Source organism: Streptomyces sp. NPDC032940, assembly GCF_040636935.1.
Classification (GTDB): Bacteria; Actinomycetota; Actinomycetes; order Streptomycetales; family Streptomycetaceae; genus Streptomyces.
In genome coordinates, this window is record NZ_JBEZVJ010000002.1 from 198099 (window position 1) to 212762 (window position 14664).

Annotated in this window: 8 protein-coding genes; 4 read left to right on the forward strand and 4 right to left on the reverse strand. The window is 71.3% G+C overall.

Annotated features, from left to right (window positions below; all coding sequences use genetic code 11):
• Nucleotides 1-43 precede the first annotated feature (43 nt).
• Nucleotides 44-1783: a glycoside hydrolase family 13 protein gene (locus tag AB0E77_RS03535; RefSeq protein ID WP_361565598.1), complete on the forward strand. Its 1740-nt coding sequence runs from the start codon at nt 44-46 to the stop codon at nt 1781-1783.
• Between the two features lie 67 nt (nt 1784-1850).
• Here the strand turns inward: AB0E77_RS03535 and AB0E77_RS03540 are convergent, their stop codons facing one another.
• From AB0E77_RS03540 to AB0E77_RS03550, 3 genes are read right to left on the reverse strand one after another with little or no spacing between them, the layout of a single operon-like run.
• Entirely contained in the window at nt 1851-2480 is a 630-nt protein-coding gene (locus tag AB0E77_RS03540) for an LUD domain-containing protein (protein ID WP_361564890.1), read from the reverse strand.
• Entirely contained in the window at nt 2477-4042 is a 1566-nt protein-coding gene (locus AB0E77_RS03545; protein ID WP_361564892.1) for a lactate utilization protein B, read from the reverse strand. Before AB0E77_RS03545 ends, AB0E77_RS03540 begins: the two co-directional genes overlap by 4 nt.
• Nucleotides 4039-4806 carry a (Fe-S)-binding protein gene (locus tag AB0E77_RS03550; protein ID WP_361564895.1) on the reverse strand — a complete coding sequence of 256 codons (768 nt, stop codon included), beginning with the start codon at nt 4804-4806 and terminating at the stop codon, nt 4039-4041. Before AB0E77_RS03550 ends, AB0E77_RS03545 begins: the two co-directional genes overlap by 4 nt.
• Before the next feature lie 201 nt (nt 4807-5007).
• Here AB0E77_RS03550 and AB0E77_RS03555 point away from each other — a divergent pair, with 201 nt between their 5' ends.
• Nucleotides 5008-6681: an L-lactate permease gene (locus AB0E77_RS03555; protein ID WP_361564898.1), complete on the forward strand. Its 1674-nt coding sequence runs from the start codon at nt 5008-5010 to the stop codon at nt 6679-6681.
• A 16-nt stretch (nt 6682-6697) separates the two neighbouring features.
• Here the strand turns inward: AB0E77_RS03555 and AB0E77_RS03560 are convergent, their stop codons facing one another.
• A complete protein-coding gene (locus AB0E77_RS03560) occupies nt 6698-7417 on the reverse strand; it encodes an FCD domain-containing protein (protein ID WP_361564901.1) in 720 nt (239 codons plus the stop codon).
• Between the two features lie 284 nt (nt 7418-7701).
• On the opposite strand from AB0E77_RS03560, the gene AB0E77_RS03565 reads away from it, so the two are divergent.
• Nucleotides 7702-9075: an alpha-amylase family protein gene (locus AB0E77_RS03565; protein ID WP_361564904.1), complete on the forward strand. Its 1374-nt coding sequence runs from the start codon at nt 7702-7704 to the stop codon at nt 9073-9075.
• A 143-nt stretch (nt 9076-9218) separates the two neighbouring features.
• Nucleotides 9219-14660: a pullulanase-type alpha-1,6-glucosidase gene (gene pulA / locus AB0E77_RS03570; protein WP_361564907.1), complete on the forward strand. Its 5442-nt coding sequence runs from the start codon at nt 9219-9221 to the stop codon at nt 14658-14660.
• The last annotated feature ends 4 nt before the right edge of the window (nt 14661-14664 follow it).

Below are 14664 nucleotides of genomic sequence, written 5' to 3' on the forward strand. Positions count from 1 at the left end.
CCATGTCTCCATGACCAGACCTCCGTCACTCACCAAGGACGCCATGAGCCAGCAGCCCTCCGCCGCACCGGCCCCCACCTCCGCCACCGCCACCGCCACCGTCACCAGGCGCCGCGACTGGTGGCGCGACGCGGTCATCTACCAGGTGTATCCGCGCAGCTTCGCCGACAGCAACGGCGACGGCATGGGCGACCTCGAGGGTGTCCGCAGCCGCCTGCCGTACCTGCGCGACCTCGGCGTGGACGCCGTGTGGCTCAGCCCCTTCTACGCCTCCCCGCAGGCCGACGCCGGCTACGACGTCGCCGACTACCGGGCCGTCGACCCGATGTTCGGCACCCTCCTGGACGCCGACGCGCTGATCCGCGACGCCCACGGACTGGGCCTGCGCATCATCGTCGACCTGGTCCCGAACCACTCCTCCGACCAGCACGAGTGGTTCAAGCGCGCCCTCGCCGAGGGCCCCGGCTCCCCGTCCCGGGACCGCTACCACTTCCGTCCCGGCAAGGGCGAGAACGGCGAACTGCCGCCCAACGACTGGGAGTCCATCTTCGGCGGGCCCGCCTGGACCCGGGTCACCGAGCCCGACGGCACGCCGGGGGAGTGGTACCTGCACCTGTTCGCGCCCGAGCAGCCCGACTTCAACTGGGAGCACCCGGCCGTCGGCGACGAGTTCCGCTCCATCCTGCGCTTCTGGCTGGACATGGGCGTGGACGGCTTCCGCATCGACGTCGCCCACGGCATGGTGAAGGCCGAGGGGCTGCCCGACCTTGGATCCCACGAGCAGCTGAAGCTGCTGGGCAACGATGTCATGCCGTTCTTCGACCAGGACGGCGTCCACGACATCTACCGGCAGTGGCGGCTCATCCTCGACGAGTACTCCGATGCAATGGGGCCCGAAGGGCCTTCCGCAGAAGGGCGGGGGCGGGGGACGGGCGGGCGGATCTTCGTCGCCGAGGCGTGGACCCCGACGGTCGAGCGCACCGCCAACTACGTGCGCCCCGACGAGCTGCACCAGGCGTTCAACTTCCAGTACCTGGGCACCCACTGGGATGCCGAGGAGCTGCGCACGGTCATCGACCGCACCCTGGACGCCATGCGCCCGGTCGGCGCCCCCGCCACCTGGGTCCTCTCCAACCACGACGTCACCCGGCACGCCACCCGCTTCGCCAACCCGGCCGGCCTCGGCACCCAGATCCGCCTGGCCGGCGACCGCGAACTGGGCCTGCGCCGCGCCCGCGCCGCGACCCTGCTGATGCTGGCACTGCCCGGCTCGGCCTATGTCTACCAGGGCGAGGAGCTGGGCCTCCCGGACGTCGTCGACCTGCCCGACGAGGTGCGCCAGGACCCGGCGTACTTCCGCGGCGCCGGACAGGACGGCTTCCGCGACGGCTGCCGGGTGCCGATCCCGTGGACGCGCGCGGGCTCCTCGTACGGCTTCGGCGACGGGGGCAGCTGGCTGCCGCAGCCGGAGGGCTGGGGCGAGCTGAGCGTCGAGGCCCAGACGGGCGAGCCCGGCTCGACCCTGGAGCTGTACCGGACCGCGCTGGCCGTCCGGCGGGAGCAGGCCGACCTGGGCGCGGGTGACGCCGTGGAGTGGCTGCGGGCACCCGAGGGCGTCCTCGCCTTCCGGCGCGGCGGGTTCACGTGCGTGGCCAACACCACCGGCGAGTCGGTGACGGTGCCCGCCCACGGTCGCGTTCTGCTGGCCAGCGGCGAGGTCACCGAGGCGGCCGGCGAGGCGAAGGTGCCGGCCGACACCACGGTGTGGTGGACGACGGCCTGACGCCCGCGAGCAGGGGCCCGGCGCTTCCCGAGGGGAGCGCCGGGCCTCGCGTCGCGCGGCACCCGGTTCACACGTCGGTGCGGATCACCACGTCCAGGGTGCGCGGGCCGTGGACGCCCTCGACGCGCTCCAGCTCGATGTCGGAGGTGGCCGAGGGGCCGCTGATCAGCGTCGTCGGCCGCTCCGGCACCAGCCGGGCGACCGCTTCCGGCACGCCCGCCGTCACCGAGGACAGGTCGACGACACACACGTGCACGTCGGGGACGAGGGACAGGGCGCGCCGGCCCTGGCCCGGCGAGCCGTCCAGGAAGATCGTCCCGGTCTCCGCGCAGCTGACCGCGGAGCCGGTCACCACCGCGTCCAGCGCGTCGAGCGCGGGCGCCGGAACGTCCGCGGAGTCCTCCCGGACCTCGCCGTCGTAGGCGCTCAGCCAGGCCGGGTCGAGTCCGGCCGGCACCCCGACCGTCCGCGCCCCGCGCTCGCGCAGCACCTCGGCGACGACCGCCGCGGTACGGCCGGCCGTGCACGGATGCACGTGCGCCTTGTAGTCGACCAGGCGGTCCACGAACAGGGCGAGCCGTTCCTCGTCGGGCAGGGTGCGGCCGGTGCGGTAGGTCCGGGGGACGGTCACCTCGGGTGCGCCGGAGAGGGACAGGGCGTCCCGGACCCGTCCGAGCACCGTGTCACGTGCGGTCACCGCTTCTCCTCGGGGTCGTGCGTGCCGTCGGGGGCCGTGCGCCGGGCCTGCTCGCCCTCCCGCGCCGCCGCCCGCAGGGTGGCCGCGCCGTCGGCGGAGGCCAGCCAGGAGCGGAAGGACTGCTTGGGCGGCGCCGGGGTGTCCCGGCTGTCGCTCCAGCCGTCGAACGGCGCGGGCAGACGCGTGATCCTGCCGTCCCGCCCGGCCAGTACGCGGCCCGCCCCGGCCGCCTTCTGTGCGGCGGTGAACAGCTTCGGCCGCTTCATGACCGTGGCCGCGGCCTTCATCGCCAGCTTCTCCGCCGTCACCCCGGACTGCTCGGTGTGCTGGTGGCGCAGCTCGACCAGGAGCGACGGGATGTCGATCTTCACGGGGCACGCGTCGAAGCAGGCCCCGCAGAGGCTGGAGGCGTACGGCAGCGAGCTGTTGGGGTCGTTCTCGGCCGCGTGCATCCCGGCGAGTTGCGGGGTGAGCACCGCGCCGATCGGCCCCGGGTAGGTGGAGCCGTAGGCATGGCCGCCGGCCCGCTCGTACACGGGGCAGACGTTGAGACACGCCGAGCAGCGGATGCAGTTGAGGGCCTCGCGCCCGATCCGGTCCGCCAGTGCCGCCGTGCGCCCGTTGTCGAGGAGCACTAGGTGGAACTCCTGCGGGCCGTCGCCCGGGGTGACCCCCGTCCACATCGAGGTGTACGGGTTCATCCGCTCACCGGTCGAGGAACGCGGCAGCAACTGGAGGAAGACCTCGAGGTCCCGGTAGCGCGGCAGGACCTTCTCGATGCCCATCACCGTGATCAGCGTCCGCGGCAGGGTCAGGCACATCCGGCCGTTGCCCTCGGACTCGACCACCGACAGAGTTCCGGTCTCGGCGATCCCGAAGTTGGCGCCGGAGACCGCGACCGGGGTCGTCATGAACTTCTCGCGCAGATACGCGCGTGCCGCGGCCGCCAGATGCGCGGGGACGGAGTCCAGGTCCGGGTCGACGCCCGGGATCCGACGGCGGAAGATGTCCCGCACCTCGTCGCGGTTGCGGTGGATCGCCGGGACCAGGATGTGCGAGGGCTTGTCGTGGGCGAGCTGCACGATCAGCTCGGCCAGGTCGGTCTCGTGGGCGGTGATGCCCCGCTCCGCCAGGTACTCGTTGAGCCCGGTCTCCTGGGTGGCCATCGACTTGACCTTGATGACCTCGTCGCTGCCGGTCTCCTTCACCAGCCGGGCGACGATCTCGTTGGCCTCGACGCCGTCGCGCGCCCAGTGCACGGTGCCGCCGTGCTCGGTCACCTTGCGCTCCAGCTGCTCCAGCAGCTCGGGCAGCCGGTTCATGGTGTCCGTCTTGATCGCCGCACCGGCGTCGCGCAGCCGCTCCCAGTCGGGCAGTTCGCCCGTGACGGCGAGGCGCTTGGCGCGGATGGAACGGGTGGCCTTGCCCAGGTTGCGGCGCAGCTGCTCGTTGCGCAGCTCACCGCGGGCGGCCTCGGGGAAGGTCCGGTCGCCCCGCAGGTTGCCCGTCCCGTACGGGGACCGGGGCGGGGCGGCGGGCATGCCGAGGAAGGTGCTGCTCATCGGGCGGCCTCCGTCAGGGCGTAGGGCGCGGTGCGGGTCGAGGCGAGGATCTGCGCCAGGTGCAGGGTGCGCGTGCCGGCCTTGATGCGGGACAGGCCACCGCCGATGTGCATCAGGCAGGAGGCGTCGCCGGCCGTGCACACGTCCGCGCCGGTGCCGGTGACGTGGCGCATCTTGTCCTGGAGCATGGCGGAGGACGTCGGGCCGTTCTTGACGGCGAAGGTGCCGCCGAAGCCGCAGCAGGCGTCGGCCTCGGGCAGCTCCACCAGATCGATGCCGTCCACCGCTCGCAGCAGCCGCAGCGGCTTGTCGCCGACCCGCAGCATCCGCAGCGAGTGGCAGGTGGGGTGGTACGTCACCCGGTGCGGGAAGTACGCACCGACCCCCGTCACGTCCAGCACGTCGACGAGGAACTCCGAGAGCTCGTACGTCTTGCCCTTCACCGCGGCGACCCCGGCGCGCAGCGCCGCGTCCCCGTACCGCTCGGCGACGATCTCGTGCTGGTGACGGACCGAGCCCGCGCACGAGCCGGACGGCATGACCACCGCCTCGATCGACGGGTCGCCGAACTGCTCCGCGAAGTTCCGCACCAGGGGGACCGGCTCGCGCTGGTAGCCGGTGTTGACGTGCATCTGGCCGCAGCAGGTCTGCTCCGGCGGGAACACCACGTCGTGTCCCAGGCGGGTCAGCAGCACCGCGGTGGATTTCACCGCCTCGGGGAAGAGCGTGTCTCCCAGACAGGTGGCGAAGAGTCCGATGCGCATGGGATCTCCTCGGTCCGGTTATGGTCCGACCATACTAGCCTCAGGCCGGAGCTGAGGGGCAAGGAGTTTGGTCCGACCTTATTGACATGCGACATCTTCAGTGACCTACTGATGAACCGTTCGTCAGCGACAGGGCGCCCCAGGTCGCTCGGAGCGCGAGTCACCGGCACCGGCAGGCGCAGAACGAGGAGGAGAACTTCCGTGACCACCGCGCCACCGGCCGTCCTGGCGGCCTTCACCCCCGACGTGGCCGCCGTCGGGGGCAGTCTCGCCGCCACCGCCCTGCTGGGCCTGGTCCCGCTCGCGGTCTTCTTCCTGCTGCTCATGGCGGCCAGGCGCAGCGCCCTGCAGTCCGCGCTCGGCGCTCTGCTCACCGCACTCCTCGTGGCGGTCCTCGGCTACGGCATGCCCCTGCGGCTCGGCGTGCTGTCCGCCACCCAGGGCGCGGTCTTCGGCCTCTTCCCGGTGATGCTGATCGTCGTCGCCGCCATCTGGTTCTACGAACTCACCGTGATCAGCAGACGCTTCGAGGACCTGCGCCGCTCCTTCAACGCCGTCGGCCGGGGCGATCTGCGGATCCAGGCCATGCTCATAGCCTTCTGCTTCGGCGGTCTCCTCGAGGCCCTCGCCGGCTTCGGCGCCCCCGTCGCGATCACCGCCGCGATGCTGATGGCCCTCGGGCTGCCGAAACTCCGGTCGGCCGTGACCGTCCTGCTCGCCAACACCGCGCCGGTCGCCTTCGGCGCCATGGCCATCCCGATCACCACCGCCGGCAACCTCACGGGCATCCCCGCCGAGGACGTCGCCGCGGTGGTCGGCAGACAGAGCCCGGTGCTCGCCCTCTTCGTGCCGCTGCTGCTGCTCTTCATCGTCGACGGGCGGCGCGGCGTCCGGCAGCTGTGGCCCATCGCGCTGGTGACGGGCTTCGTCTTCGCCGTCGCCCAGTTCTGGTGCGCGTCCCACTTCGCGTACGAACTGACCGACGTCGTCGCCTCGCTCGCCGGCTTCGCCGCCGCCGTGCTCATGCTGCGCTTCTGGGCCCCGAGAACCCCCGACGACCAGCGTTCACAGGTCGAGCCCGAGCCGCTGACGCCCCGCCGGGTCACCCTGGCCGTGCTGCCGTACGTCCTGGTGATCCTGGTCTTCGGCCTCGCCAAGCTCGACGTCGGCGGACTCGACATGCCCGGCCTGCTCGGCCGGCTCACCCTGGAGATCGAGTGGCCCGGCCTGTACGGCAGCCTCGTCACCGCCGACGGGTCCCCGGCCGGCAGCGCGGTCTACAAGCTGGAGGTGCTGGCCAACCCGGGCACCCTGCTGATCGTCTCCGGCCTCCTGGTGATGCTCGTCTACGGCCTGGTGAGCGACGCCGACCGCTACCCGATGACCGCCCGCACGGGGCTGAGCGCCGCGGGGCGCACCGTGAAAAACATGCGCACCGCCATCGCCACCGTCGCCACGGTGCTCGCGCTCGGCTACGTCATGAACCAGTCCGGGCAGACCGTGGCCATCGGCACCTGGCTCGCCGCCGTCGGCGGTCTCTTCGCCCTGCTCTCACCCGTCCTGGGCTGGCTCGGCACCGCCGTCACCGGTTCCGACACCTCCGCCAACGCGCTGTTCGCCACCCTCCAGCAGACCGCGGGCCAGGGCGCGGGGATCGACCCGACGCTGCTGGTCGCCGCCAACACCTCCGGCGGCGTCGTCGGCAAGATGGTCAGTCCGCAGAACCTGACCATCGCGGCCACGGCGGTGGGACAGCCGGGCTCCGAACGCGTCCTGCTGCGCAAGGTCGCCGGATACAGCGTCGCGATGCTGGCGATCCTGTGCGTCCTGGTCTACCTGCAGTCGCTGCCGGTGCTGTCCTGGATGCTGCCGTAGGAACGGACGGCAGGCCCTAACCGCTGACGAGCGTGCCGTGGAAGCCGCGGATGTGCTTCTCGGCGAGATCGGCGGCCTTCCCGCCCTGCCCCGCACGCACCAGCCGCAGCAGTTCGGCGTGGTCGGCGTTGAGCGCGGCGGCCGTGGCCGGCCAGTCCTCGGCCGCCTCCAGGGCCCGCAGGATCAGCGGGCGCACCGACTCGCGCACCGCCGAGGTGAGGGTGGAGGTGAGCTGGTTGCCGGAGCTGCGGGCGATCTGGACGTGGAACCGGGTGTCGAGGTCGTTGAACTCGGTCACCCCCACGTCCGGTTCGCCCATGCTCGCGACGAGCGCCTCCGCCACGTCGAGATCCTCCGCCGAGGCGTGCTCGGCGGCCGCCTCGAAACTGGACCGCTCCAGCACCACGCGGGCCTCCAGCACGTCCTCCAGGCTGTAGCTGCCGAGGGCGAAGTGCAGGCGCAGCAGCCGGCCGAGCGCGTCGTCGGGATTGCGTACCATCCGTGCCCCGGCGTCCGGTCCCCGGCCCGCCTGGGCGGCCAGCACCCCGATCGTCTCCAGCACCCGCAGCGCCTCGCGCAGCGCGGACCGGCTGACGCCGAGGACCGGAGCCAGCTCGCGCTCGGGCGGCAGCCGGTCTCCGGCCTTCAGCTCCCCGGCCAGCACGCGCTCCTCGATGCTCTGGAGCACGAGTTCGTGCGTGCGCGACTGCCGCACGGGCTGCCACTCGACAGGCATCCGGACTCCCCTCGCTCGGCTGGACGGACCCTGGTGACAACTATGTCACACACGGCATGTGGTCGGACCAAATCGCCCACGAGTGCCCCTCTCGCCCGAAGCGGGTGCGGTCGCGAGGCGGCCCGGGTGTCCCGCGACAACTTCGCACCGAGTGCTGCCATTTCGGTGAGTGAACCCTTAACATCTGCGTCACCGCAAGGTTTCTGAAGGTTTCAGCAAGGGTCTTCAACCGGCCTTCAGGCGCCCTGCTCCCCACAGAGCCTTCGATGATGAAGGAACCCCACATGGCACGCAGAGCCCTCACGGGGGCCGTCGCTCTGGCGGCGGCCACCATTGTCATGAACCCAACGAATGTGCAGGCGTCCCCGCCCGGCGCCAAGGACGTCACCGCGGTCCTCTTCGAATGGGACTTCGCCTCCGTCGCCAAGGAGTGCACCAGCACCCTCGGCCCCGCCGGGTACGGCTACGTCCAGGTCTCCCCGCCCGCCGAGCACATACAGGGCGGGCAGTGGTGGACGTCGTACCAGCCCGTCAGCTACAAGATCGCCGGGCGCCTCGGCGACCGCGCGGCCTTCCGGAACATGGTGAACACCTGCCACGCGGCCGGCGTGAAGGTCGTCGCCGACGCCGTGGTCAACCACATGTCCGCGGGCGGCGGCACCGGCACCGGCGGCTCGTCGTACGGCAAGTACGACTACCCCGGGCTGTACTCCTCGTACGACTTCGACGACTGCACCGCGCAGATCTCCGACTACCGGGACCGGTACAACGTCCAGCACTGCGAGCTGGTCGGCCTCGCCGACCTCGACACCGGCGAGGAGTACGTCCGGGGGAGGATCGCCGGGTATCTGAACGACCTGCTCTCCCTCGGCGTGGACGGCTTCCGCATCGACGCGGCCAAGCACATCCCCGCCGCCGACCTGGCGAACATCAAGTCCCGCCTCACCAACCCCTCCGTGTACTGGAAGCAGGAGGTGATCTACGGCGCGGGCGAGGCCGTCCAGCCGACCGAGTACACCGGCAACGGCGACGTGCAGGAGTTCCGGTACGCCTACGACCTCAAGCGCGTCTTCAACAGCGAGAACCTCGCCTACCTGAAGAACTACGGCGAGGGCTGGGGGTACATGAGCAGCGGCGTCTCCGGTGTCTTCGTCGACAACCACGACACCGAGCGCAACGGCTCCACCCTCAACTACAAGGACAACGCCGCCTACACCCTGGCCAACGTCTTCATGCTGGCCTGGCCCTACGGCGCCCCCGACGTCAACTCCGGCTACGAGTGGTCCAGCACCGACGCCGGACCCCCGAACGGCGGCCGTGTGAACGCCTGCTGGCAGGACGGCTGGAAGTGCCAGCACGCCTGGCCCGAGATCAAGTCGATGGTCGCCTTCCGCAACGCCACCCGCGGCCAGGCGGTCACGAACTGGTGGGACAACGGCAACGACGCCATCGCCTTCGGACGCGGCAACAAGGGCTTCGTCGCCGTCAACCACGAGTCCGGCTCGCTGAGCCGCACGTTCCAGACCTCGCTGCCGGCCGGGACGTACTGCGACGTCCAGAGCAACAAGCCGGTGACCGTGAACGGCTCCGGCCAGTTCACGGCGACGCTGGGGGCCGACACCGCGCTCGCGCTGTACGCCGGCCGGTCCAGCTGCTGAACGGGCCGGTCGGGCAGGGGTCGTGAGAGTTCGTGAAACTTCTTTCCGTTGCTTTCACGACCCTTGCCGCAAGTCTTGCGGCAGCGTTACCGTCTCGCCGGGGTCGGACCCGATCGAGCCGTCATCGCAAGGAGCTCACGCCCGTGATACCGAGAAGGCCGGTGCCTGACACGCGCCGTACCGCACGAGCGAGACGGGTCGCGGCCGTCACCGTGACCGCGCTCGCCGCCGCACTCCTGTCGCCCCTCGCCGCGCGGGCCGACGCCCCGCCCGCGCCCCCGTCGGACGCGAAGCTGGCGAAGACCGCCGCCCGCCACGACCTCACCCGCGAGCAGTTCTACTTCGTCCTGCCGGACCGCTTCGCGAACGGCGACACCCGCAACGACAAGGGCGGCCTCACCGGCACCCGCCTCACCACCGGCTACGACCCCACCGACAAGGGCTTCTACCAGGGCGGCGACCTCAAGGGCCTCACCGACCGGCTCGACTACATCAAGGGCCTGGGCACCACCAGCATCTGGATGGCGCCCCTCTTCAAGAACCAGCCCGTGCAGGGAACGGGCGAGAACGCCTCCGCCGGATACCACGGCTACTGGATCACCGACTTCACCCAGGTCGACCCGCACTTCGGCACCAACCAGGACCTCAAGAACCTCATCTCCAAGGCGCACGCCAAGGGCATGAAGGTCTTCTTCGACGTCATCACCAACCACACCGCAGACGTCGTCGACTACGAGGAGAAGTCCTACGACTACCTCTCCAAGGGCGCCTTCCCGTACCTGACCGAGGACGGGCAGCCCTTCGACGACGCCGACTACGCCGACGGCTCCCGCCGCTTCCCCCGCGTGGACACCGGCTCCTTCCCGCGCACCCCGACGGTGCCGGCCGCGAAGAAGGACCTCAAGGTCCCGTCCTGGCTCAACGACCCGACGATGTACCACAACCGGGGCGACTCCACCTGGGCCGGCGAGTCGGCCACCTACGGCGACTTCTCCGGCCTGGACGATCTGTGGACCGAACGGCCCGAGGTCGTCAGCGGCATGGAGAAGATCTACGAGCGGTGGGTGAAGGACTTCGCCGTCGACGGCTTCCGGATCGACACCGTGAAGCACGTCAACATGGAGTTCTGGACCCAGTGGGCCACCGCGCTGGACGCCTACGCGGCGAAGCGGGGCCGCGACGACTTCTTCATGTTCGGCGAGGTCTACTCCGCCGACACCTCCGTCACCTCCCCGTACGTCACCCAGGGCCGCCTGGACTCCACCCTGGACTTCCCCTTCCAGGACGCGGCCCGCGCCTACGCCTCCCAGGGCGGCAGCGCCCGGAAGCTCGCCTCGGTCTTCGGCGACGACTGGAAGTACACGACCGACAAGGCCAACGCCTACGAGCAGGTCACCTTCCTCGGCAACCACGACATGGGCCGCTTCGGCACCTTCCTGAAGCAGGACGACCCGCAGGCCACCGACGCCGAACTGCTGAAGAAGGACAGACTCGCCAACGAGCTGATGTTCCTCAGCCGCGGCAACCCGGTCGTCTACTACGGCGACGAGCAGGGCTTCACCGGCGCCGGCGGCGACAAGGACGCCCGCCAGCCGATGTTCGCCTCCCGCACCGCCGACTACCTCGACGACGACCAGCTCGGCACCGACCGCACCCACGCCGAGGCCGCCTACGACACGAACGCGCCGCTCTACCGGCAGATCAGCGCCCTCGCCAAGCTGCGCAAGGCCAACCCGGCCCTCGCCGACGGCGTCCAGACCGAGCGCTACGCCGCCGACGGCCCCGGCGTCTACGCCTTCTCCCGCACCGACGCCAGGACCGGCACCGAGTACGTCGTCGCCCTCAACAACGCCGACGCCGCCAGGACGGCCACCTTCGCCACCGGCTCGGCCGGCATGACCTTCCGCGGCCTCTACGGCACCGACGCCACCGTGCGCTCCGGGGCCGACGCGAAGGTCACCGTCACCGTGCCCGCCGGCTCGGCGATCGTCCTCAAGGCCGCCGGCCGGCTCGCCGCGCCCGCCGCCGAGCCGGCGATCACCCTCCACGCGCCCGAGCCCGGCGCCACCGGCACCGTCGAGCTGACGGCCGACGTCACCGGCGGACAGCTGAACCGCGTCGTCTTCGCCGCCCAGACCGGTGACGGGAAGTGGCGCACCCTCGGCTCCGCCGACCACGCCCCCTACAAGGTCACCGACACCGTCGGCGCGGACACCCCGGCCGGCACCGCCCTGCGCTACAAGGCGGTCGTCGTCGACTCGGCGGGCCGCACCGCGAGCGCCACGGCCGCCTCCACGGCCGGCACCCCGCCCGCCGAGGAGACCCCCACCGCCGCCTCCCGCGACCACGTGATCGTCCACTACAAGCGACAGGACGGGAACTACCGGGACTGGGGCCTGTACGCCTGGGGCGACCTCGCCGACGGCGAGGCGACCACCTGGCCCGCCACCCACCCCTTCACCGGCCGCGACGCCTACGGCGCCTTCGCCTGGGTCAAGCTCAAGCCGGGCGCGTCGAACGTCGGCTTCCTCGTCATCGACCAGGACGGCACCAAGGACGTCGCCGCCGACCGCACCATCGACGTCACGAAGACGGGCGAGGTGTGGATCGAGGAGGGCAAGGAGCAGGTCGTCACCGAACGGCCCGAGTACCCGGCCCAGGACACGAGCAAGGCCGTTCTGCACTACCACCGGGCCGACGGCAACTACGACGGCTGGGGCCTGCACGTCTGGACGGGCGCCGCGAACCCCACCGACTGGGCGAAGCCGCTCGCACCGGTGAAGACCGACTCCTATGGCGCGGTGTACGAGGTGCCCCTCACCGAGGGTGCCAGCAGCCTCAGCTACATCCTCCACAAGGGCGACGAGAAGGACCTGCCCACCGACCAGGCCCTGGACCTCAAGGCGAACGGCCACGAGGTGTGGCTGGTGAGCGGCCAGGAGAAGTACCTGCTGCCGCAGCCCGCCGGTTCGGCCGCCGCCGTCGACCTCACCACCGCCAAGGCGGTCTGGATCGACCGGAACACCGTCGCCTGGAACGGCTCCGAGGGCGCCGCCTCCACCCAGCTGCTCGCCTCGCGCAGCGGCTCGGTCAAGGCCGACCACGGCACCCTCACCGGTGACGACGCGAAGTGGCTGCGCCTGACGAGGACCACCCTCACCGACGCCCAGAAGGCGAAGTACCCGCACCTGGCGGCGTACACCGCCTGGTCCGTCGACCCGCGCGACCGCGACCTGGTCCGCGAGGCCCTGCGCGGCCAGGTCGTCGCCGCCCAGCACGCCGCTGGGGGCACCTCCCAGGCGTCAGGCACCGGGGGAGGCGCGGTGCTCGCCGCGACCGGCGTCCAGACCGCCGGCGCCCTGGACGACCTCTACGCCGGCGCCACCGAGGCCGAGCTGGGCCCCGTCTTCCGCAACGGCCGGCCCACGCTGTCCGTGTGGGCGCCGACCGCGCAGGACGTGAAGCTGGAGATCGGCGACCGCACGGTGGCCATGCGCCGCGACGACGCCACCGGCGTCTGGTCCGTCACCGGCCCGGCGTCCTGGAAGGGCAAGCCCTACCGGTACGCCGTCCGGGTCTGGGCGCCCACCGCGGGCAAGGTCGTCACCAACGAGGTCACCGACCCCTACTCGGTCGCCCTGACCACCGACTCCGAGCGCAGCCTCGTCGTCGACCTCGACGACCGGGCGCTCGCCCCGGGCGGCTGGGAGACGTACGCGAAGCCGAAGGCCGTGCCGCTGCGCGACGCCCAGATCCAGGAGCTGCACATCCGCGACTTCTCCGTCGCGGACCGCACCGCCGACCCGGACCACCGGGGCACCTACCTCGCCTTCACGGACAAGGACAGCGACGGCTCGAAGCACCTGCGCGAGCTGGCGAAGGCCGGCACGTCCTACGTGCATCTGCTGCCCGCCTTCGACATCGCCACGATCCCCGAGAAGAAGTCCGACCGGGCGACGCCCGACTGCGACCTCGCCTCCTACCCGGCCGACTCCGAGAAGCAGCAGGAGTGCGTGACGAAGGCCGCCGCCAAGGACGCCTTCAACTGGGGCTACGACCCGTACCACTACACGGTCCCCGAGGGCTCCTACGCCACCGACCCGGACGGCACCGAGCGCACGGTCGAGTTCCGGAAGATGGTCAAGGCGCTCAACGACGACGGGCTGCGCGTCGTCATGGACGTCGTCTACAACCACACGGCGGCGAGCGGTCAGGCGGACACGTCCGTCCTCGACCGGATCGTGCCCGGCTACTACCAGCGGCTGCTGGCCGACGGCACGGTCGCGAACAGCACCTGCTGCGCGAACACGGCCACCGAGAACGCCATGATGGGCAAGCTGGTCGTCGACTCGATCGTCACCTGGGCCAAGGAGTACAAGGTCGACGGCTTCCGCTTCGACCTCATGGGCCACCACCCGAAGGCCAACATCCTCGCGGTCCGGAAGGCGCTGGACGAGCTGACCCTCGCCGAGGACGGCGTCGACGGCAAGAAGATCATCCTGTACGGCGAGGGCTGGAACTTCGGCGAGGTCGCCGACGACGCCCGCTTCGTCCAGGCCACGCAGAAGAACATGGCCGGCACCGGCATCGCCACCTTCTCCGACCGGGCCCGCGACGCCGTGCGCGGCGGCGGCCCCTTCGACGAGGACCCCGGCGTCCAGGGCTTCGCCTCCGGCCTCTACACCGACCCCAACTCGTCGGCCGCCAACGGCACCGAGGCCGAGCAGAAGGCCCGCCTGCTGCACTACCAGGACCTGATCAAGGTCGGTCTCTCCGGCAATCTCGCCGCCTACCGCTTCACCGACACCGACGGCAAGGAGGTCAAGGGCGCCGAGGTCGACTACAACGGTGCCCCCGCCGGCTACGCCGAGGCCCCGGGCGACGCCCTCGCCTACGCCGACGCCCACGACAACGAGGCCCTGTTCGACGCACTCGCCTTCAAGCTGCCGCAGGGCACGTCCGCCGACGACCGGGCCCGCATGCAGGTCCTCGCGATGGCCACCGCCGCCCTCTCGCAGGGCCCGGCGCTCTCCCAGGCCGGCACCGACCTGCTGCGCTCCAAGTCGCTGGACCGCAACTCCTACGACAGCGGCGACTGGTTCAACGCGATCCACTGGGACTGCTCCGACGGCAACGGCTTCGGCCGCGGGCTGCCGCCGGCCGCCGACAACAAGGACAAGTGGTCGTACGCCAAGCCTCTGCTGACCTCGGTGAAGGTCGGCTGCCCGCAGATCCGGGGCGCCTCGGCCGCCTACCAGGACCTGCTGAGGATCCGCACGGGCGAGAAGGACTTCTCCCTCGCCACCGCCGGCCAGGTGCAGTCCCGGCTCTCCTTCCCGCTCTCCGGGAAGGACGAGACACCCGGCGTGATCACCATGCGCCTCGGTGACCTGGTCGTCGTCTTCAACGCGACCCCCGAGGAGCAGCGGCAGCGGGTGGGCGACGCGGCCGGGACCGGCTACCGGCTGCACCCGGTGCAGGCGTCCGGAGCGGACCCCGTCGTGAAGAAGGCGGCCTACGCCCGGGACTCGGGCACCTTCACGGTCCCGGCCCGCACGGTCGCGGTCTTCACCCGCGCGGGCTAGGGGA